This window comes from Streptomyces sp. NPDC029014, from assembly GCF_055564695.1.
Genome location: NZ_JBVHVT010000121.1, coordinates 1 through 20,425 on the forward strand (window position 1 = coordinate 1; position 20,425 = coordinate 20,425).

The following is a 20,425-nucleotide window of genomic DNA, read 5'->3' on the forward strand; positions in this document are numbered from 1 at the left end:
AAAAAAAACCCCACCCCCCCCCCCCCCCCCCCCCCCCCCCCCCCCTCCCCCCCCCCCCCCCCCCCCCCCCCCCCCCCCCCCCCCCCCCCCCACCTCACCGATGAATCAGCTGCCTTCGGTGATCTGCGGGGCCGGCTCGGCCTTGTAGCCGGCGGGGCCGAGGTTCGCGTCCACGGCCTTCTGCCAGGAGCCGTCCTCGACCATCTTCTTGAGCGCCGCGTTGACCTTGGTCTGGAGGTCCTTGTCGCCCTTCTTCAGGCCGATGCCGTAGGGCTCGTCGCTCATCTTCAGGCCGACCAGCTTGAACTTGCCCTTGTTCTTCTCCTGCGCGGCGAAGCCGGCGAGGATCGAGTTGTCCGTGGTCAGGGCGTCGACGGAACCGTTCTCCAGGCCGGTGAGGCACTCGGAGTAGCCGCCCAGCTGCTGCAGGTCGGCCTCGGGAGCCAGCTTGGTCTTGACGTTCTGCGCCGACGTCGAACCGGTGACCGAGCAGAGCTTCTTCTTGTTGAGGTCCTCGGCCTTGGTGATCGAGTTGTCGTCGGCGCGGACCAGCAGGTCCTGGTGGGCCAGGAAGTACGGGCCGGCGAAGTCGACCTTCGCCTTGCGCTTGTCGTTGATCGTGTAGGTGGCGACCACGAGCTTGACGTCGCCGTTCGAGATCAGGTTCTCGCGCTCGGCGCTGACGGCCTGCTTGAACTCGATCTGGTCGGGCTGGTAGCCGAGCTCCTTGGCGACGTAGGTCGCCACGTCGACGTCGAAGCCCGTGAACTTGCCGTCCGGGGTCTTCAGGCCCAGGCCCGGCTGGTCGAACTTGATGCCGATGACGATCTTGTTCTTGTCGCCCCCGGTGGCGCCGCCGTCGCTGGCCTTGTCAGCGCCGCCGCCACACGCGGTCGCGGTCAGGGAGAGGACGACGGCCACGGCTGCGGCCGCGCCGGCCTTGAAAACCTTCATGGTGAACTTCCCTCGGATGAGACGTTGTTGGACGACGAGCGCGACACGAGCGCCGGGCCGCCAGGGGATCACTACCAGACGGAACCGTCAGTGGTGCAGGATCTTCGAAAGGAAGTCCTTGGCGCGGTCACTGCGCGGGTTGCTGAAGAACTGCTCGGGCTCGGCCTCTTCGACGATCTTGCCGTCGGCCATGAAGACGACCCGGTTGGCCGCGGAGCGCGCGAAGCCCATTTCGTGCGTGACGACGACCATCGTCATGCCCTCGGCGGCGAGCTGCTGCATGACCTCCAGCACCTCGTTGATCATCTCCGGGTCGAGGGCCGAGGTCGGCTCGTCGAAGAGGATCACCTTCGGATCCATGGCCAGCGCCCGGGCGATCGCCACGCGCTGCTGCTGGCCTCCGGAGAGCTGCGCCGGGTACTTGTCGGCCTGTGTTCCGACGCCCACCCGGTCCAGCAGCGCCCGCGCCTTCTTCTCGGCGCTCGCCTGGTCCGTCTTGCGGACCTTCATCTGGCCCAGCATCACGTTCTGCAGGACCGTCTTGTGCGCGAAGAGATTGAAGGACTGGAAGACCATGCCGACGTCGGCGCGCAGCCGTGCCAGTTCCCGCCCCTCCGAGGGCAGTTCCTTGCCGTCGATCGTGATCGTTCCGGAGTCGATCGTCTCCAGGCGGTTGATGGTCCTGCACAGCGTGGACTTGCCCGATCCCGAGGGACCGATCACCACGACGACCTCGCCGCGGACAATGCTCAGATCGATGTCCTGAAGCACGTGCAGCGCGCCGAAGTGCTTGTTGACGTTGCTCAGTACGACCAGGTCGTCGGCGGCTCCGGCCGCATCCTTCGCGTCCTTGGTCACTGATACTCCGCTCATCGGCTTCTTGCTCCGTCCTCCTCGGTTGGCAGGACAGTAGTGAGGCCGCGTGCACACCGTCATCACATCTGAGGGAGAATTGAGGATAACGAAACGGCCTCGGATCGATACGCTCCGTACGCGCCACGGCAACTCGCGTCGGAAGGCTCGTACCGGGTACATAACGGAAACCGCGCCGGACCGGAACCCCCTTGACGTGGGGCCCCGTATCGGCGTGGATGCTCTCTGGCCCTTTGACCACGGGCCGCGCTCGGCACAACAGGAAACAGGAACGCAGGAAGGGGGACGCAATGAGACTGCTGCTCGTCGAGGACGATGACCACGTCGCCGCCGCCCTGTCCGCGATCCTCGCCCGACACGGCTTCCAGGTGACCCACGCCCGCAACGGCGAGGAGGCCCTGCAGGCCCTGCTGCCCGCCGGGGCCCAGCCCCAGGCCTCTCCCTACGGGGTGATCCTCCTCGACCTGGGCCTTCCCGATCAGGACGGCTACGAGGTCTGCGGCAAGATCCGTAAGCGCACCACGATCCCCGTGATCATGGTGACGGCCCGCTCGGACGTGCGTTCCCGCATCCACGGTCTCAACATGGGCGCTGACGACTACGTGGTCAAGCCGTACGACACGGGCGAGCTCCTCGCCCGGATCCACGCCGTCGCCCGGCGCAGCGGCGCCGCCGAGGACACGGCGGCCGCCGTCTCGGGCACGCCCGCCGTGGTCCGGGTCGGGCCCGTCAGCATCGAGCTGCCCACCCGCCGGGTCAGCGTCGACGGCTCCGACGTGCCGCTCACCCGCAAGGAATTCGACCTGCTGGCCCTGCTCGCGCAGCGCCCGGGAGTCGTCTTCCGCCGCGAGCAGATCATCAGCGAGGTGTGGCGCACCAGCTGGGAGGGGACCGGGCGGACCCTGGAGGTGCACGTGGCCTCGCTGCGGTCCAAGCTGCGCATGCCCGCCCTGATCGAGACCGTCCGCGGGGTGGGCTACCGGCTCGTCCCGCCGGCCGCGCCCTAGCGGAGGCCCGCCGTGCGCGCCCGCCTTCTCCCGCTGCTCGTCGTCCTCATGGCGGGCGTGCTGCTCGCCCTCGGCCTCCCGCTCGCCGTCAGCCTGGCCGCCGGCCAGCAGCAGAAGGTGGTCGTGGACCGGATCGACGACAGCGCCCGCTTCGCCGCCCTCGCCCAGTTCTTCATCGACGCGGAGAGCTCCGGCAGCAGCGGCGCCACCGAACGCCGGGATACGCTCCAACTCGAACTGGCCCGCTACCAGGAGCTGTACGGCATCCGGGTGGGCATCTTCCACCGCGATCTCAACGCCCTGGTCAGGGCCCCCGGCTGGTGGCAGCTCCCCGAGCAGGGCGAGGGCCGTCGGGCCTTCGACGAGGCCCTCGCCGGCCGACGCAGCCACGACCCGGCCCAGGTGTGGCCCTGGCAGACCCACGGAAAGCTGCTGGTCGCCTCCCCGGTCGTGCTGGACGGCGACGTCGTCGCCGTCGTGGTCACCGAATCGCCCACCGACCAGATGCGGGCCCGGATCCTGCGCGGCTGGCTGCTGATCATCGCCGGTCTGGCCGCCGCGATGCTGCTCGCCTTCGGGGCCGCCCTGCAGCTGACCCGCTGGGTCCTCAAGCCCGTCCGGACGCTCGACGCGGCCGCCCACGGCATCGCCACGGGCCGGATGAACTCCCGGGTCGCGGCCGCGAGCGGGCCTCCGGAACTCAGACGCCTGGCCCGCTCGTTCAACGAGATGGCCGACAACGTGGAAGAGGTCCTGGAGCAGCAGCGGGCGTTCGTCGCCGACGCCTCCCACCAGCTGCGCAACCCGCTCGCCGCACTGCTCCTGCGGATCGAGCTGCTCGCCCTCGAGCTGCCTGAGGGGAACGAGGAGATCGCCTCCGTGCGCGCCGAGGGCAAGCGCCTGGCCCAGGTCCTGGACGACCTGCTGGACCTGGCGCTGGCCGAGCACGCCTCCGCGGAGCTCAGCCTCACCGACATCGGCGCCCTGGCCGCCGAGCGGGTCGCCTCCTGGCGGCCGTACGCCGAGGAGAAGGGCGTACGGCTCACCGAGACGGGCCGGAGCGCGGTCACCGGCTGGGCCGACCCCATCGCGCTGTCCAGCGCCCTCGACGCGGTCATCGACAACGCCCTGAAGTTCACGCCGGCCGGGCAGGAGGTGACGGTGTCCGTCTCCCCGGCCGGCCCGTCCGTGCAGGTCGTCGTCGCCGACCGCGGCCCCGGCCTGACCGAGGACGAGCTGCTCCGGGTCGGCGACCGGTTCTGGCGCAGCGGCCGCCACCAGAACGTCAAGGGCTCCGGGCTCGGCCTGTCCATCTCCCGGGCCCTGCTCGCCGCGGGCGGCGGGTCCCTGTCGTACGCGAAGAACGAACCCCACGGGCTGCGGGTGACCGTCGCCGTGCCGCGCAGCGCCCCGCACAACGGGGCCGAGGGCAACGGCTGAGGGCAACGGCTGAGGGCACGGGGCCACGGCCGACCCGGAGCCGTCCCGCCGGGTGCGTCGGCGTCAGCGGGCCCAGGCGAGGGTGGTGCGGGCCGGAGCGGAGGCGGCGTACAGCTCGTCGACGGCCCGCACCTCGAACACCGCCGCCCGCTCCCGGCCCGCCCGGACGACGGCCGGCAGGTACAGGGCGGTGCCGCAGGTGCCGCCGAGGTAGCGGCGGCTGCCGTCCGGGAGCAGGCGGTGCAGCTCGTAGTGGCGGACCGGGCCGGGTGCGCGCCGCCAGGACAGCCGCACCGCGGCCGCGCCGTTCTGGTGGGTCGCGGCGTCCACGGTCGGCGCGTGCGGGGCGGCCGGCCGCGGCCGGGCGGTGCCGTCGCGCACCGACAGGGCGCCGACCCGCCAGGACACCGCTCCGTTCGCCTGCGCCGTGATCCGTACGGCGAGCCCGTACGCGGTCCGGCCCGCCAGGGACGACAGCCCGACCCGCGCCGTACGCCAGCCCGCACCCGGGGCCGCCGTGCCCGCCGCGAACCACGTGTAGGGGACCGGCTCGCCCGCGGCGGCCGGCTCGCGCACCGCCACCCCGACCTCGACCGTGGCCGGCGCGGAACCCGGGTCGGCGGCGTGCACCAGCTCCAGGACGCCGGCCCGCGGCAGCGCCAGCCTGGTGGCGTGCAGTCCGACCGCCGCGGGCGCGGTGAGCCGGCCCGCCACGAGGAGGCTGGAGCCGCCCCGCCAGGCCCGGGCGAAGTCCAGGGTCACCGAGGGGCGCTGGCCGGCGGTGTCCACCACCCAGCGGCGGCCCGGCAGCCGGTCCTGGAGGCCGAGATGGCTCCACGGGGTGTCGGAGACGGCCTCGCCCCGCTCGTACCAGCGCTCGCCGTGCCCGGTGTTGAACGAGCAGGCGAAGGGGAGCGCCGCCACCGTGGACCGGTCCGCGACGACGGTGGCCGGCGCCCGCCAGCCGCCGTCCCCGCCTCCGCCCCCGGGAGCGGGTGCGGGGGCGGGGGCGGGACGGGCCGGATCCAGGGACTCGCCCGTCCAGAACCGGTCATCGGCGCGGTGGAAGGCGCCGGGGGAGCGGTCGGCGAGGTGGTTGCGGGTCCACTCGGGCCGGTAGAAGCCGTAGCTGACGACGTGGTCGCGCCCGCGCGGGACGATCGCCTCCCAGTCGACCGCGGAATCCCAGCCTCGGGACTCCGTGTCCACCGCCGCCCACAGCTCGTGGCGACTGCGGCCGAGGCGCTCGGCCAGCACCCCGGAGTCGGCCAGGCTCCGCGCGCTCCACCGGAAGTCCACGAACACGGTGTCGGCGACCCGGCCCGCCCGGTCCTCGAAGAACTCCTGGTTGAGCGGGTTGAGCGCGCCCTGCCAGCCGACCCGGCCGGTGCTGTTCATCGCGTCGTACCAGGTGATCCGGAGGCCGTGCGGCGCTCCGGCCGCCCGCAGGGCGCGCAGGAACTCCCGCATCCGGGTGGCGAGGGCGGCGTCCCCGCCGTCGGTCTCGGCGTTCACGAACCAGCCGTCGAACCCGTACGCGACCGCCACCCGGACCAGCTGCTCGGCGATCGGGAACCGGCCCAGGGCGTCGCGCTGCACCAGGTCGCGGGTCCACTGCAGGTCACCGCCGTACGCGACGGGCGGCAGGAAGACGTTGCCCAGCACCGGGACGCCGTTGCGGTGGGCGGCGTCGACGACGGGCGCGTTCGGCGCGAGCACGATGCCCTCGCCGGCGGAGCCGCCCCAGAACACCAGCTCGTCGAGGTACGCCCAGTGGGTGAGGGCGTAGGTGTCGGCGGTGGGTACCCCTTGCGAGGGATTCTGGGAGGTGGGGCCGAAGGAGACGAGGGAGGCGATCCGGGCCTGGCCGGCACGGACGCCCGGGTGCGGGGGCACCGGCGTGAAGCGGGCGGCGAGGGGCACGGTCGCGGTGTTGTGGGCGAGGTCAAGGTCCGACTCGGGGGTCCACTGCTTGAGGGAGCGCCACACGATGCCCGGGCCCGGGGTGCCGTGCGGGAGGGAGTCGGGGAACCAGTAGGAGGCGTACGGGGCCGGGTCCGCCGGACCGGCCCCCGGCGCGGGCACGGGCACGGGCTTGGGCGGCGCGGCGGCCGTCTCCGGCGCGGCGGCGTGCGCGGGCAGGGGGACGCCCAGCAGCGCGGCGGCTCCCGCCCCGGCGGCGAGGACCCGGCGGCGGGTCGGCGAAGGTGCGGAGCCGGGGGAGTCGGAAGACGGAGGAGAGGGGGGAGAGGGGGGAGAGGTACGAGGGTGTGCGCCGGTGCCGGTCTCGGACATGCGGGGCTCCTCGGGGGCAGGGGGCAGGGGGCAGGGGGCAGGCAAGGGGGTGCCTGTGACGTGGATCGGGGACGGGCGGTGCGGGTCAGCGGACCTCGGGGAGGCGCAGTACCTCCGTGATGCCGCGCGCGGCCAGATGGGCCGGGTCCTCGGCCAGCTCCGCCAGCACCACCGCGGGCCGGACCCCGTCGGCCGCCAGTGCCGCCCACGCTTCGAAGAAGGCGCCGCCGGGCCCGCACACCGACCGACCCGGCGCGGCTTCGGCCCCGCCGACGTCCACGGCCAGGGCGGTGGTGCGCACCGCTGGGCGGTGCTCCCGGCCCCGCCACTGCGCGGCGATCCGGGCGACGGCGGCGCCGGCCGGCTTGGTCCCGCGGTCGTTGGCGAGCAGGCCGAGCCCGTACTCCAGCTCGGGGAAGTCCGCGAGCTCGCGGGACACGTCGTGGGAGCACCACCAGGTCACGCCCCACAGGCCCGGGCAGTCGAGGGCGGCGGCGAGCGTTGCCTCGGTGAAGGCGGCCGCGTGCTCCGGCGGGATCAACGGTGCGGGCGCCCCGACCTCCTGGAGCCACACCGGCCGGTGCGGGTCCGCCGCCCAGGCCTTGGACAGCTCGATCAGGTAGGCGGCGTGCTGTTCGGTGGCGGTCCCGGTCCGGCCGTGCCGCTGCGCGGTGCCGTTGAACACCCAGGAGTGCACGGCCGTGGCCGCACCCAGCCGGGCCGCCTGGCCCGGGGTGAACGGGTGCCCGTCCCGGTACCAGGTCGCGTCGTACTCGGCGTGCACGTGGAACCGGCCCGGCGCGCCCCGCTCGCAGGCGGCGAGCATCCGTTCCAGCCAGCGCCCCGCCTGCTGCCGCGTGATCCGGTCCGGGTCGGGGTGCGGGCCGTCGGAGAACTGGTTGATCTCGTTGCCGACGGTCATGCCGAGGAAGTTCGGCCGGTCGGCGAGGGCGGCGGCCAGCGTGCGCAGGTATTCCTCCTGCCCAGCGACCACGTCCGGGTCGTCGAAGATGTTCCTCCGGTGCCAGGTGCCGGTCCAGGCGGGCAGGAAGTCGAAGCTCGACAGATGGCCCTGCAACCCGTCGACCGCGACGTCGAGGCCGCGTACGGCGGCCGCGTCCGCGAGCGCGACCAGCTGCTCGACGGCCCGCGGCCGGATCAGGGCCCGGTTCGGCTGGAAGAGCGGCCACAGAGGGAAGACCCGCACGTGGTCCAGGCCGAGCGCGGCGACCGAGTCGAGGTCGGCCGCGACCTCGTCGAGGTCGAAGTCGAGCCAGTGGTGGAACCAGCCGCGCGACGGCGTGTAGTTGGCGCCGAAGCGGAGGGTTCGGGCGGGTGGGGGAACGGGCGTGCCGTCACGCATGAAGGATCCCGGAAGTCGCGGGGGAATTCTCCGGCCGCCCACAACGTGCCGCGCCCGGGAGTCGAAAGTCAACAGGGCCTCCACGGCCAAAGGGCCTCCTCCGATGCCAAAGGGCCTCCTCCCATACCGATGGCGCGCTCATGCGCTTCAGCCCCGTTGACAGAGGGGCGGAGGGCCTCTCAAGCTGGGTCGGCTAATGCGGTTTAGCTCCATGCGGTCAATGGCCTCACACAAGGAAGTGTGCGGAAATGGACAGCGGTATTTCGGTCATGGCGGTCACCACTCCCGCGCTCTTCACCGGCCCGCCGGAAAACCCTGCGCAGGTGGTCCGCGTACGGATCCGCAGGACGCGCCCGGCCGGCCCGCTGTACGTCACCGTGCGCGGCCCCGGCGTGGCCACCCCGCACCCGCGCATCCTGCGCGCCGACAGCGACAGCGACAGCGACAGCGACAGCGACACCGACACCAAGACCGACACCGCTCTCGCCGCGGACCCCGCCGCGTCGGTGTCGGAGGTCTGCGCCGAGGTCTCGGTCCGCACCGCGGGCGCCCCGCCGGGCACCGTCCTGCCCGCGACCGCCTGCGTCTGCGGCCCCGACGGGCGGCCGCTCGCCGAACTCCCCTTCGAGCTGGCCGTCGCCGAACCCGGCTGGACCGTGCGCCTCGTCCCGCACTTCCACTACGACCCCATGTGGTGGAACACCCAGGCCGCCTACACCGCCCTGTGGGACGCGCCCCTGCTCCCCGGCGAGCCCGCACGGGGCTGGGAGTACACCGGCGTGCCCGCCTTCACCCTGGTCCCGCTCCACCTCCAGCAGGCGCGCGACGACCCGGCCTACCGCTTCGTGCTCTCCGAGGCCGACTACCTCAAGCCGTACTGGGACAGCCGCCCCGAGGACCGCGCCGAGCTGCGCGCCCTGATCGCCGAGGGCCGCCTGGAGATCGTCGGCGGTACGTACAACGAGCCGTCCACCACCCTCACGTCCGCCGAGACCACCGTCCGCAGCGCCGTCCACGGCCTGGCCCTGCACCGCGGAACCCTCGGCGCCGACCCGCGCACCGCCTGGCAGCTCGACGTCTTCGGCCACGACCCGTCCTTCCCCGCCCTGATGGCCGGCGCCGGCCTGGACTCCGCCGTCTTCGCCCGCGGCCCGTACCACCAGTGGGGGCCGATGGCGGACACCTGGGACGGCCGGCTGCGGCCCCCGTCCGCGATGCAGCTTCCCGCCGAGTACGAGTGGATCGCGCCCTGCGGCACGGGACTGCTGCTGCACTACCTGCCCGCCCACTACTCGGCCGGCTGGCCCTCCCACCGGGCCCCGGACGCCGCAGCCGCCGCCGAACAGCTGCTGGAGCTCTACGAACTGCTGCGCCCCGCGGCCGCCACCCGCAACGTGCTGATCCCGCTGGGCACCGACTTCTCCTGGCCGCACCGCTGGGGCCTGGACGTCCAGCACGCGTGGAACCGCCGCTACTGCTGGCCGCGCATGGAACACGGCGGCCCGCGAGCCCACTTCGACGCCGTCCGGTCCGAACTGGCGGCCCGCGGCGCCGCCCCGCTGCCGGTGACCCGCGAGATGGGCCCCGTCTACACCGGCAAGGACGTCAGCTACGCCGACGTGAAGCAGGCCCACCGCGCCGCCGAGAACCTCCTCGAACAGGCCGAGACCTTCGCCGCGCTGGCCTGCGCGGAAGGGCTGCTCGACCACCCGGAGCAGACCCTCGCCAAGGCCTGGCGGCACCTGCTGCACGCCGCCCACCACGACGCCGTCACCGGGACCTGCTCCGACCAGGTGTACCTGGACCTGCTCCCGACCTGGCGCGAGGCGCACGAACTGGCCCGCTCCGTACGGCGGGAGGCCCTGCTCGCCCTGACCGCCGCCGCCGACACCCGCGGGCCGGGCCCCCTCGCCGTGACCGTGCACAACCCGCTGTCCTGGACCCGGACCGACCTGGTCCGCACCGCCGTGGACCTCGCCGAGCTGGGGCTGCGCGCGGAGGACGCGGCGCGCATCGCCCTCCGGGACGCCGACGGGTGCAGCGATCCCGTCCACATCGAGGCGGTCACCGAAGGGGTGGCCGACATCGCCTTCCTGGCCCGGGCGGTGCCGTCGCTGGGGTACCGCACCTGGTGGCTGTGCGTGAGCCCGTTCCCCGTCTCCGGCGGCTGGGAGCCGGCCGAGGGGCTCGCCGCCGAGAACGCCGCCTTCCGCGCCGAGGCCGACCCGGCGCGGGGTGGCGGCCTCGCCCGGCTGCTGGACCGGCGCACCGGGGTCGAGCTGCTGACCGCCGGGGAGGTGGACGAGCTCGTCGTACAGGAGGAGTACCCGGAACACCCCCGCTTCGGGGAGGGGCCCTGGCACCTGCTGCCCAAGGGGCCCGGCACCGGTTCGGGCGGCGCGCCCGCCGAGTCCTGCCGGGTGGAGCGGGGGCCGCTGGGCGAGCGGATCCTGGCCCGCGGGCGCACCGGCCCGGTCCGGTGGACCCGGGCCACCACCCTGTGGGAGGGCCTGGACCGGGTCGAACTGACCACCACCGTGCACGAGTTCACCGGCCGTGACCAACTGTTGCGGCTGCGCGTCCCGGCCGACGTGCCCGGGGCGCTGCCCGTCGCGGAGACCGCGGCCGCGGCCGTCGGGCGCGGTTTCGCCTTCCCCGGGGCGGACGCGGGGGCCGACGGCACGCGGGCCCCGTGGACCCTGGACAGCTCCTGCCTCAACTGGTTCGCACTGTCGGCGCCCCTGCTCGTCGGGGACCGGCCGGTGGGGGCGGCCGAAATCGTCCTGCCGGACGCGGGAACCCCGGCGGGACTGCGGGAGTTGGTCACCGCGCTCGGCCGGTACGGCGTCACCGCCACCCCGACCCGGCCCGGCGGGCCGCGGTGGGGCGACCTGGCCGCGGACAGCAGCCTCCCGGACGTCCGGATCGCGCTGGGCGGCCCCTCGGACAACGCCTTCACCGCGGACCTGCTGGCCCAGGCCGGACCCGCGTACGCGGAGGCCGTACGGGAGCACCCGCGGGTCTGGGTGCCTGCCCGGGCGGCACTGCGCGAACTGTGGAAGCCCGGCTGCGACCTGACCGGGCTGCGGGACCTGCCCGTCCTGGTCGTCACCGAGCCGCCCGCCCGCACCGCGGCCGCCCTCGCCGCAACGGGCACACTGACGGCCGCGGCACCGCCGGCCGCGGCACTGCCGGGCGGGCAGCCCCCGGCCGCGCCCGACCAGCCGTACGCCCGCCGGACGGTGGGGATCCTGGTCCGCGGGACGCCCGGCTTCGCCGTCGACACCGCCGGCCGCCTTCACAGCAGCCTGATGCGCTCCTGCACCGGCCGGCCCTCCGGCGCGTGGATGGACCCGCCCCGGCGCACCGCCCCCGACGGCAGCTCCTTCCAGCTCCAGCACTGGACCCACGTCTTCGAGCACGCTCTGGTGGCCGGCCCGGGGGACTGGCGGGCGGCCGATCTGGTCCGCCGCGGACGGGAGTTCAACAAGCCGTTGACCGCCGTCGCCGCGGAGCCGGCCCCCGGACCCTGCCCCGCCGCCCGCTCCCTGCTCGGTGTGGAACCGGCCGACCGCGTGCTGGTCGAAACCGTGAAGCGGGCCGGCGGACCGGCCGCCGCACCGGCCGCCGGACCCGTCTGCGGTCCGAGCGGGGGACCCGGCCGCGGACCGACCCCGGCCCCGGTCGCGGTCCGGCTCCGCGAGGCCCACGGCCGCCCGGCCGCCGTGGGCCTGCGCTGGACCGCGCCGCCCGTAGCCGAGGCGGACCTCCTGGACCGCCCGCTCGGCGCCCCCTTCGCCGGCGCCGTCGGCGGCTCCGCGACCACCACCCTGCTGCTGCCCACGGAATCCGGCATGCCGCTGCGCAAGGGCGAACGGGAGCGCCACCAGCCGGTGTTCAGCCGCTACTGGCTGCACAACACCGGAACCGCCCCCCTGGGCTCCGCCCCGTACACGGTGACCTGTGACGGCACCCCCGCCGACGCGGCGGTCACCCTCTCCGCGCACGGCCCGCACACCGGCGGCCCGGTCCGCCTCGACGTCCTGCCCCCCGACGGCTGGCACGCCTCCTGGGCCCGCTGCCGGCTGGAGCTGCCCCCGGGCGGCCACCGGCGACTCCCGCTGGCCGTGGCCCCCGCGCCCGGCGCGCTCCCCGGCGTGCACCTGGTCCGGGTCCTCGCGACCACCCCCGCCGGGGAGTTCGAGGACGTGCTGGCGGTCACCGTTCCCGGACCGCCCGGAGCCGTCCCCGCCCCGCCCGGGCTGTGGGTCGAGGCGCCGGAGCCCGAGGTGGCGGTCGGCGCGGGCGGGCGGGCCGCCGTACGGTTCCGGATCGGCAGCACCGGCTTCCGCAGCCCGCTCACCGGCCTCGTCCACGCCGTGTCCCCGTACGGCACCTGGCAGTCGGTCCGCCCCGCGGTCCGGCCCGTGCGCGTACCGCCGGACCGGCCGGCCGAGGTGGAGTTCCGGCTGGCCCCGCCGCGGGGCACCGCTCCCGGCACCTACTGGATGGCCGCCAAGGCCACGTGCCAGGGCAGGATCGCGTACGGTCCCGCCATTGCCGTCCGCGTACCCGAGGGATAGTCAGGCCATGGCCCGCAGACCCACCATCAAGGACATCGCCCGCCGGGCCGGGGTGTCCGAGAGCGCCGTCTCCTTCGCGCTCAACGACCGGCCGGGCGTCTCGGAGGACACCCGCGCCCGGGTCCGCCGCGTCGCCGAGGAGCTCGGCTGGCAGCCCAACAGCGCCGCCCGCGCCCTGTCCGGCGAACACTCCGGCGCCGTCGGGCTGGTCCTCGCCCGGCCCGCGCACACCCTCGGCGTCGAGTCCTTCTTCCTCCAACTGGTCTCCGGCATCCAGGAGGTGCTCTCCGCCGGGCGGACCGCCCTGCTCTTCCAGGTGGTCGACGACCTGGACGCCGAGTGCGCCCTGTACCGCCGCTGGTGGGCCGAACGGCGCGTCGACGGCGTCCTCGTCGTCGACCCGCGCACCGAGGACCCGCGCCCGGAACTCCTCGCCCGCCTCGGCCTGCCCGCCGTCACCGTCGGCGGTACGGGCGCCCCCGGCCCCCTCTCCTCCGTCTGGGCCGACGACGCCCGGGCGATGGCCCGGGTCCTGGACCACCTCCACGCGCTGGGCCACCGCCGGATCACCCACATCGCCGGGCTGCCCACCCTGGCCCACACCGCCCGCCGCATCGCCTCCCTGCGCACCGAGGCCGCGGCACGGGGCCTCGGCCCCCGGGAGGTGCGCTCGGTGGTGACCGACTACTCCGACGCCGAAGGGGCGGCCGCCACCCGACGGGTCCTCGCCGAGCCCGAGCCGCCCACCGCCCTGGTCTACGACAACGACGTGATGGCGGTGGCCGGCAGCGCGGTCGCCGCCGAGCTCGGCATCGCCGTCCCCGGCCGGCTGTCGATCGTCGCCTGGGACGACTCCGCCCTGTGCCGGGTCACCCATCCCCGGCTCACCGCCCTCGTCCGGGACACCGCGGGATTCGGCCGGCTCGCCGCCGAGGAACTGCTCGCCGTCCTCGCCGGCGGCCCGCCCCGGGCCCGCGAGGGCGAGCAGCCCAGACTGGAGCCCCGCGAGAGTACGGCCCCGCCCCCCGGCCGCATACTGAACCCGACCCCGTCCTGGAGCGCCACGTGACCCCACCCAGCCCCTCCTTCCCCGCCCCCGGCGACCCCGGCGCGGCCGCCGCCGCACCGACCGTGGCGATCGACGTCGGCGGCACGAAGATCGCTGGCGCGCTGGTGCTCCCCGACGGCACGATGACCGCCACCACCCGCCGCCCCACCCCGCGGGGCACCGACGCCGACGGGGTGTTCGCCGCCGTCGCGGAGGTCGTCGCGGAGCTGGCCCGCTCGCCCCTGTGGCCGGCCGCGGTCCGCTGCGGCATCGGCAGCGCGGGCCCGGTCGACGCCACGCGCGGCACGGTCAGCCCGGTGAACATCGGGGCCTGGCGCGACTTCCCCGTCCAGGCCCGCGTCGCCGCCGAGCTGGCCCGGCACGGCACCCCGCTGCCCACCGTGCTCGTCGGGGACGGCGTGGCCATGACCGCGGCCGAACACTGGCTCGGCGCGGCCCGCGGCCACGCCGACGCCCTGTGCATGGTGGTCTCCACGGGCGTCGGCGGCGGCCTGATCCTGAACAACCGGCTCCACCCGGGCCCCACCGGCAACGCCGGCCACATCGGGCACATCAGCGTCGCGTTCGACGGCCCCCGCTGCGTCTGCGGAAGCCGCGGCTGCGTGGAGTCCATCGCCTCGGGCACCGCCATCGCCCGCTGGGCCGCGGAGCAGGGCTGGAACCCCGCCGGGGGCGCCGCCGGCGACGCCACCGCGGCGGGCGTCGCCGCGGCCGCCGAAGCCGGGGACCCCGTCGCGCTGGCCGCGTTCGACCGGGCCGGCCGCGCCCTGGCCGCCGCCATCGCGGCCAGCGCCACCCTCGTGGAGACCGGCATCGCGGTGATCGGCGGCGGGGTCGCCGCCTCCGGCGACACCCTCTTCGAGCCGATCCGCACCCACCTCGCGGACTACGCCACGCTCTCGTACGTCGCCGGCCTGGAGGTGGTCCCCGCTGCCCTGGGCACCCATGCGGGACTCATCGGCGCGGCCGCCGCGGCGACGATGCTGCTGGCGCCCTGAGGGGGCACGCCCCCGCCCCCGCCCCCGCGCCCGGGTCCGGGGTCAGGGCTTGACCGAGCGGTAGTACCGGCCGGCGCCCTCGTGCAGGTCCAGCGGATCCGTGTAGATCGCCGTCCGCAGGTCCACCAGCTGCGCCGCGTGCACCTCGTGGCCGATCCGGTCACGGCTGTTGATCACCGTCCGCGTGAACTGCTCGGTGAGCCCCGGATCGGTCCCCTCCGTGGTCACGAGCAGGTTCGGCACGGCCAGCGTCGCCACCGCCGAGGTGTTGCGCGCCCGCGTGTACGCGTCCTGCGGCATCACCGCCGCCCGGTAGTAGCGCGCCGGGCTGCCGCTGCCCTGCAGCGTCTCCACCAGGTCGCCGAGCTGCACCAGCCGGATGTCGAACCGCTCCGACAGCTCCCGCACCGCGTTGGTGGGCAGGCCGCCGGACCAGAAGAACGCGTCGATCCGCCCGGCCTCCAGCTCCGCAGGCATCGTGTCGATGCCGATCGAGACCGGGGTGACGTCCCGCGCGGGGTCCAGCTTGGCCGCCGCCAGCAGCCGCTCCGAGACCAGCCGCACGCCCGACCCGGGCTGGCCGATCGCCACCCGCTTGCCGCGCAGGTCCCGCGCCGACTGCACCGGCGAGCCCGCCGGCACCACCAGCTGCACGTAGTCGTCGTACAGCCGTGCGACCCCGCGCAGCCGGTCCGCGCCCGGCTTCCCGTCGGCCCGGTACTTCGAGACCGCGTCCGCCGTCGCGACGGTGAAGTCCGCCTGCCCGGTCGCCACCCGCGCCAGGTTCTCCTGCGAGCCCTGACTGGTCTCCAGCCGGACCCTGACCCCGGGGACGTCCTGCGCCAGCGCCTGTTCCAGCAGCTGGCCGTACCGGTGGTAGACGCCCGTGCGCACGCCCGTGCTGAAGGTCAGCTCGCCCTTCAGCTCCGGCTCGCCGAACGGGCGCAGCCACCACACCAGCAGGCCGAGCACGGCGAACACGGCCACCAGCCCCCACAGGGCGGTGCGCCTGCCGAAACGGGGCGGAACGTGAGCCATGGGCGCGATCCTGCCACCGTCGCGGCGCCCTGTCACGGCGCGCCCGCTCCGCGACGGCGGACTCGGGGCGGAAAGGGACGCGCGGCGTGACCGAGGTCACGCCGCGCCCTGACCCCGTGGGGGCCACCGGGTGCCCGGCGCCGGTTCCCGACGGCAGGTCGGTGCCGGGTCGGGGGTCGGTCAGTGCTTTCCGGAATGGCCGTGGCCGTGGGCGTGTGCGCCGTCGGGCCCGGCCCCCTCGCCATTGCTCGATACGGCCAGCTCACGAGAGCCCTTGTCCCGGGCCGTCCGGGTCGCCGCGTCCTTCACCTCGTCGCGTGCTTTGAGGGAAGCCTGCTTGGCGTCGTAGACGAGTCCTACGGAGGTCTTGACCGTACCGCGTGCGATCGGCTTGACGATCCGCTTCACGAGCGGTGCCGCGAGCAGTCCCGCGATGAAGGGGGCGCAGAACGGGGCGACGAAGGGTGCCATGGCGGTCTCTCCTGGTCCGGCTGCAGGTAAGGGGCTGGAAAAAACGCCTACCCGTACCGGACGCGGGGCAGCGGGAAATTCCTTCGGACAAGCCACACGGCTTCGTATCGTCACCCCGATGGGCGCGTACCGCCCACGTGCGTCCTGATTCCGCCCCGTTCGCTTCGCGGTCAGGCCTTGGCCGCCTTGACCCTGGACCGCTCGCCGTCCCGCAGTTCTGCGCCGACCCGCTCGGCGGTCACTTCGGCGGTGATGTCCTGGAATTCCTCGCCGACCTGGTGGGCGGCCTGCTTCATGTCCGCGGCGAGGTTGACGGAAGCCGAGATGGTGCCGCGCACCATCGGCTTCACGATCCTTTTCACCAGCGGTGCCGCGATGATACCGAGTAGAAACGGAATGAAAACAGGGGGCATGGTCCGCGCCCTCTCTCTTGTGTTGCCAGCGGGATGGGAATGCGGCCACTTGTGCAAAAAAGAAGGGGGTGTTTGCGTACGGCCCCTGTGCTGAGATTGCGCAGCCGGCGTGTGGCACGCTAGCCGATCCGCGCGTGCGCCGGCCATGGCGTGCGGTCAACTTCCATCGCGGAGACGTGAAATCCCTGTTTTCGAGTGAACTCGGTGCGGGAGAACCGTTTGTGCCCGCCGGGTCTGTGGTAGCGCCATGGATCGTGCGGTCCCGCGATTGATTCCTCCGGGTGATATCGCGCCGTGCATAAGAGATGCTCGATTGCGGCCAGGCGTGCTCGCCGGGCCGGCGGGGGCCTCGATCGGCCCGCCTTTCATTTTTTTACATTTATGCATTCCCCGTCCTGAATGCTAGAAAAACCCGAGGCATTCGCCGGCGTCTTCAGGAGGTTTCCCCTTGTCTCGTGCCGAGTTCTCCGATCTGGACGTGCCCGTGGCCCCGGCCGGGGGGCACCCGGCGGACGCACCGGCCGAGGTGCTGGCCGTGACGGCCGCGCAGCGCGAGATCTGGATGGCCGAGCAGCGCACTCCCGAGGGCGGTGCGGGGCTGCGGATCGGGGAGTACCTGGACGTCCGCGGACCCGTCGACCCGGCCCTGTTCGAGTCCGCCCTGCGCCGGGTCGTCGCGGAAACCGATGCCCTTCGGGTGCGCCTGGTCCCCGGCGAGGACGGTCCGGTGCAGGTCCTGGAGCAGGACGTCCGCTGGGAACTGCCCGTGGTCGACGTCAGCGACGAGCCCGATCCGGAGCGGGCCGCGCGCGCCTGGACCGCCGCGGACCTCGCCCGGCCGATGGAGCTCTCCCGCGGCCCGCTGTTCAGGTTCGCCCTGCTCCGGCTGGCGCCGGACCGGTTCTGGTGGTGCCACACCTACCACCACGCCGCGGTCGACAGCTTCGGCTTCGCCCTCATCGCCCGCCGGGTGGCCGAGGTGTACTCCGCCCTGGCCGCGGGGCAGCAGCCGGCCCCCTGCCCCTTCGGCCCCTTGCGGGCCCTGGTCGCCGCCGACCTGGACTACCGCACCTCCCCGGCCCGGGCGGCCGACGGGGCGTACTGGTCCGAGCGGCTGGCCGGGTGGACGGGGGCGACCGCGATCCCCCGCCGGCCCGACATGGCGTCAGCGCGTACCGGCGCGGCGGCGCAGGAGGTCCCGTCCGGGGGAGTCCCCAGGGCCCGGACGACCGGCGCACAGGTGCTCCCCCGACCGGAAGCGCTGCGAGCGGCGGCCCACCGGTCGGCCGTCACCTGGCCCCGGCTGGTGGTGGCCGCGGTCGCGCTGTACGCGTACCGGCTGACGGGAGCACAGGACGTGGCGGTCGGGCTGATCGTGGCCGCCCGTCCCGACGAGGCCGCCCGCTCGACGCCCGGAATGCTGGCCAACGTCGTCCCCGTACGGGTGTCGGTACGGCCCGGCACCTCGCTGGGGGCCCTGCTGTCACAGGTCGCCGACCGGATGCGCGAGGCGGTGGCCCACCAGCGCTACCGGGGCGAGGACCTGCACCGTGAACTCGGCCTGTCGGGCGGCATCGACACGGCGTTCTCGCCCCTCGTCAACATCACGAGGTTCGACTACGACTTCACGTTCGCCGGCCACCGGTGCAGCGCGCACACCGTCTCGGTCAAGCAGGGCGCCAACCTGATGATCGCGGTACGGGACCGCCGCGACGGCGACGCCCCCCGGATGGAGCTGTACGCCGCACCCGAGGTACACGGCCGCGCGGACCTGGCCGACCACCAGGAGCGCTTGCTGCGCCTGCTGGCGGACCTCGCGGACCTCGACCCCGACACGCCGATCGGCCGCGTCGAGCTGCTGTCCCCGCAGGAGCGCGCGCACCTGCTCCCCGGCGGCGACGCCGGCGGGACCCCCGCGACCCCCGTGGCCCGTCTGTTCGAGGAGCGGGCGGCCGGTTCCCCCGACGCGGTGGCGGTGGTGGCGGGCGGCACCACATTGACCTACGGGGAGCTGAACGCGCGGGCGAACCGCCTCGCGCACGCCCTGGCGGCCCGGGGCGTCGGGGCGGAGGACGTGGTGGCCCTCGTGCTGCCGCGCGGGGTGGAACTGGTGGTGGCGGTCCTGGCCGTGCTCAAAGCGGGCGCCGCCTACCTGCCGGTGGACCCGGAGTACCCGGCGGCACGGATCGCGCACATGCTCGCCGACGCCCGCCCCGCCGCGGTGATCGACGATCCGCGGACGGTCGCGGACCCGGGTGCGGGCTTCCCCGACGGAGATCCGGGCATCGACGTCGACCCACGGCACCTCGCCTACGTGATCTACACCTCGGGTTCCACCGGCCGCCCCAAGGGCGTGGCGGTCACCCACGCCGGCATCGCCAACCTGGTCGCCGTCCAGGTCGACCGGTTCGCGATCGACGCCCGCAGCAGGGTGCTCCAGTTCGCCTCGCCGAGCTTCGACGCCTCCGTATCGGAGCTGTTCACCGCCCTGCTGACCGGGGCCGCTCTCGTGCTCGTCCCGGACGGCGACCCCCTGTCCGCCCTCACCGATCCGGACCTGCGCATCACCCATGCGACCGTGCCGCCGTCCGCGCTGGCCGTCGCGGCGGAACCGGACGCCCCGCTCGCGACACTGGTGGTGGCGGGCGAGGCCTGTCCGCCCGGGCTGGTGGCGCGCTGGGCCCGCGGCAGGCGCATGATCAACGCCTACGGCCCGACCGAGGCCACGGTGTGCGCGACGATGAGCGAACCGCTGACGCCCTCCGACTCCGTGCCCCCGATCGGGCGGCCGGTCGCGGGAGCGCGGGCGTACGTACTGGATGCGGTGTTGCGGCCGGTGCCGCCCGGGGTGGTCGGTGAGCTGTACGTGGCGGGGGTGGGTCTGGCGCGGGGGTACCTGCGGCGGCCGGGGCTGACCGCGGGCCGGTTCGTGGCGGACCCCTTCGGTCCGTCGGGGTCCCGGATGTACCGGACGGGGGACCTCGCCCGGTGGCGTGCCGACGGCCGGTTGGAGTTCGCGGGGCGCGCCGACGGGCAGGTGAAGGTGCGCGGGTTCCGTGTGGAACCGGGCGAGGTGGAGACGGTCCTGGCCGCGTGCCCGGGGGTGTCGCACGCCGCCGTGACCGTGGGGGAGGGGCCGTCGGGCGATGTGCGGCTGATCGGGTACGTGGTGCCGACGCGTGCCGGGGCGGGTGCGGGGGCGGGTGCGGGGGCGGGTGCGGGGGCGTGCGACCTGGCTGCCGTGCGGGAGCGCCTCGGCCGGGTCCTGCCGGCCCACATGGTGCCTTCGGCCGTGGTGGTGCTGGAGGCGTTGCCGTTGACCCCGAACGGGAAGCTGGACCGGGCGGCCCTGCCGGTGCCCGGCGGGCAGGGCACGGGGGGCGGCCGCGGTCCGCGTACGCCGGGGGAGCAGGTCCTCGCGGGGCTGTTCGCCGAACTGCTGGGCGTGCCCGTGGTGGGCGCCGACGACGACTTCTTCGTCCTGGGGGGCCACTCCCTGCTCGCGACCCGGCTCGTCAGCCGCATCCGTACCACCCTCGGCGCGGAACTGACCCTGCGTGACGTGTTCGAGGCCCGCACCGTCGCCGCACTCGCGACCCGCTCGGACCGTACGGCCACGGCACGGCCGGCTCTCGCCCCCCGGGAACGGCCCGCCCCGCTGCCGCTGTCGTTCGCCCAGCGGCGACTGTGGTTCCTCCACCGGCTCGCGGGCCCGGGCGCCGCATACAACATTCCGCTGGTGTTGCGGTGGGGCGGTGATCTCGACCGCGGGGCGTTGGAGTCGGCGTTGGCGGACGTCGTGGCCCGGCACGAGGCCTTGCGGACGGTGTTCGGGGAGGTCGACGGCGTGCCGTGCCAGCGGGTGCTGCCGGTGTCCGGGGAGCCCTTCACGCTGGCGGTCACCGGTACGGACGGGGACGG

General features: G+C 74.5%; 13 protein-coding genes. 6 read left to right on the plus strand and 7 right to left on the minus strand.

Annotated elements, in window-relative coordinates:
- Nucleotides 1-105: 105 nt before the first annotated feature.
- A complete protein-coding gene (locus tag ACZ4VL_RS37405; protein WP_468209475.1) occupies nt 106-954 on the minus strand; it encodes a glutamate ABC transporter substrate-binding protein in 849 nt (282 codons plus the stop codon).
- An 87-nt stretch (nt 955-1,041) separates the two neighbouring features.
- Nucleotides 1,042-1,827, minus strand: a complete 786-nt coding sequence (locus ACZ4VL_RS37410; protein WP_468209478.1) for an amino acid ABC transporter ATP-binding protein — start codon at nt 1,825-1,827, stop codon at nt 1,042-1,044.
- Nucleotides 1,828-2,117: 290 nt separating this feature from the next.
- Here ACZ4VL_RS37410 and ACZ4VL_RS37415 point away from each other — a divergent pair, with 290 nt between their 5' ends.
- Both ACZ4VL_RS37415 and ACZ4VL_RS37420 read left to right on the plus strand, forming a co-directional pair.
- Nucleotides 2,118-2,834 (plus strand): response regulator transcription factor, encoded by a 717-nt coding sequence (locus tag ACZ4VL_RS37415; protein WP_468209481.1) that lies wholly within the window; start codon nt 2,118-2,120, stop codon nt 2,832-2,834.
- A 12-nt stretch (nt 2,835-2,846) separates the two neighbouring features.
- Nucleotides 2,847-4,274 (plus strand): sensor histidine kinase, encoded by a 1,428-nt coding sequence (locus ACZ4VL_RS37420; protein ID WP_468209484.1) that lies wholly within the window; start codon nt 2,847-2,849, stop codon nt 4,272-4,274.
- 63 nt (nt 4,275-4,337) lie between these two features.
- On the opposite strand, the gene ACZ4VL_RS37425 is transcribed toward ACZ4VL_RS37420, so the two are convergent.
- Together ACZ4VL_RS37425 and ACZ4VL_RS37430 are read right to left on the minus strand one after the other, a co-directional pair.
- Nucleotides 4,338-6,569, minus strand: coding sequence for an endo-beta-N-acetylglucosaminidase (locus tag ACZ4VL_RS37425; protein WP_468209487.1), 2,232 nt, complete (start codon nt 6,567-6,569; stop codon nt 4,338-4,340).
- A gap of 85 nt (nt 6,570-6,654) precedes the next feature.
- Nucleotides 6,655-7,932, minus strand: coding sequence for a glycoside hydrolase 5 family protein (locus ACZ4VL_RS37430; RefSeq protein WP_468209489.1), 1,278 nt, complete (start codon nt 7,930-7,932; stop codon nt 6,655-6,657).
- A gap of 248 nt (nt 7,933-8,180) precedes the next feature.
- Between ACZ4VL_RS37430 and ACZ4VL_RS37435 the strand changes: the two genes are divergently transcribed.
- From ACZ4VL_RS37435 to ACZ4VL_RS37445, 3 genes are read left to right on the plus strand one after another with little or no spacing between them, the layout of a single operon-like run.
- The gene (locus ACZ4VL_RS37435; protein ID WP_468209492.1) at nt 8,181-12,515 is read left to right on the plus strand and encodes a glycoside hydrolase family 38 N-terminal domain-containing protein; all 4,335 of its coding nucleotides are present in this window, start codon (nt 8,181-8,183) and stop codon (nt 12,513-12,515) included.
- Nucleotides 12,516-12,522: 7 nt separating this feature from the next.
- Nucleotides 12,523-13,584, plus strand: coding sequence for a LacI family DNA-binding transcriptional regulator (locus tag ACZ4VL_RS37440; RefSeq protein WP_468209495.1), 1,062 nt, complete (start codon nt 12,523-12,525; stop codon nt 13,582-13,584).
- A complete protein-coding gene (locus ACZ4VL_RS37445; protein ID WP_468209498.1) occupies nt 13,581-14,582 on the plus strand; it encodes an ROK family protein in 1,002 nt (333 codons plus the stop codon). Before ACZ4VL_RS37440 ends, ACZ4VL_RS37445 begins: the two co-directional genes overlap by 4 nt.
- Before the next feature lie 42 nt (nt 14,583-14,624).
- On the opposite strand, the gene ACZ4VL_RS37450 is transcribed toward ACZ4VL_RS37445, so the two are convergent.
- The 3 genes from ACZ4VL_RS37450 to ACZ4VL_RS37460 all read right to left on the minus strand — a co-directional run bounded on the left by ACZ4VL_RS37450 (nt 14,625) and on the right by ACZ4VL_RS37460 (nt 16,453).
- Complete coding sequence (locus tag ACZ4VL_RS37450; RefSeq protein ID WP_468209500.1) at nt 14,625-15,620, minus strand: TAXI family TRAP transporter solute-binding subunit; 996 nt, start codon at nt 15,618-15,620, stop codon at nt 14,625-14,627.
- A 180-nt stretch (nt 15,621-15,800) separates the two neighbouring features.
- On the minus strand, nt 15,801-16,091 hold the full coding sequence (locus ACZ4VL_RS37455; protein ID WP_468209503.1) for a DUF5132 domain-containing protein: 291 nt from the start codon (nt 16,089-16,091) through the stop codon (nt 15,801-15,803).
- 170 nt (nt 16,092-16,261) lie between these two features.
- Nucleotides 16,262-16,453, minus strand: coding sequence for a DUF5132 domain-containing protein (locus ACZ4VL_RS37460; protein ID WP_468209505.1), 192 nt, complete (start codon nt 16,451-16,453; stop codon nt 16,262-16,264).
- Nucleotides 16,454-16,952: 499 nt separating this feature from the next.
- Here ACZ4VL_RS37460 and ACZ4VL_RS37465 point away from each other — a divergent pair.
- The coding region (locus ACZ4VL_RS37465) for an amino acid adenylation domain-containing protein (protein ID WP_468209507.1) at nt 16,953-20,425 on the plus strand (3,473 nt) is incomplete at its 3' end.

Coding starts and splice junctions, on each gene's coding strand:
- ACZ4VL_RS37405 (WP_468209475.1), bottom strand. CDS start 954: ATGAAGGTTTTCAAGGCCGGCGCGGCCGCAGCCGTGGCCGTCGTCCTC.
- ACZ4VL_RS37410 (WP_468209478.1), bottom strand. CDS start 1,827: ATGAGCGGAGTATCAGTGACCAAGGACGCGAAGGATGCGGCCGGAGCC.
- ACZ4VL_RS37415 (WP_468209481.1), top strand. CDS start 2,118: ATGAGACTGCTGCTCGTCGAGGACGATGACCACGTCGCCGCCGCCCTG.
- ACZ4VL_RS37425 (WP_468209487.1), bottom strand. CDS start 6,569: ATGTCCGAGACCGGCACCGGCGCACACCCTCGTACCTCTCCCCCCTCT.
- ACZ4VL_RS37430 (WP_468209489.1), bottom strand. CDS start 7,932: ATGCGTGACGGCACGCCCGTTCCCCCACCCGCCCGAACCCTCCGCTTC.
- ACZ4VL_RS37435 (WP_468209492.1), top strand. CDS start 8,181: ATGGACAGCGGTATTTCGGTCATGGCGGTCACCACTCCCGCGCTCTTC.
- ACZ4VL_RS37440 (WP_468209495.1), top strand. CDS start 12,523: ATGGCCCGCAGACCCACCATCAAGGACATCGCCCGCCGGGCCGGGGTG.
- ACZ4VL_RS37450 (WP_468209500.1), bottom strand. CDS start 15,620: ATGGCTCACGTTCCGCCCCGTTTCGGCAGGCGCACCGCCCTGTGGGGG.
- ACZ4VL_RS37455 (WP_468209503.1), bottom strand. CDS start 16,091: ATGGCACCCTTCGTCGCCCCGTTCTGCGCCCCCTTCATCGCGGGACTG.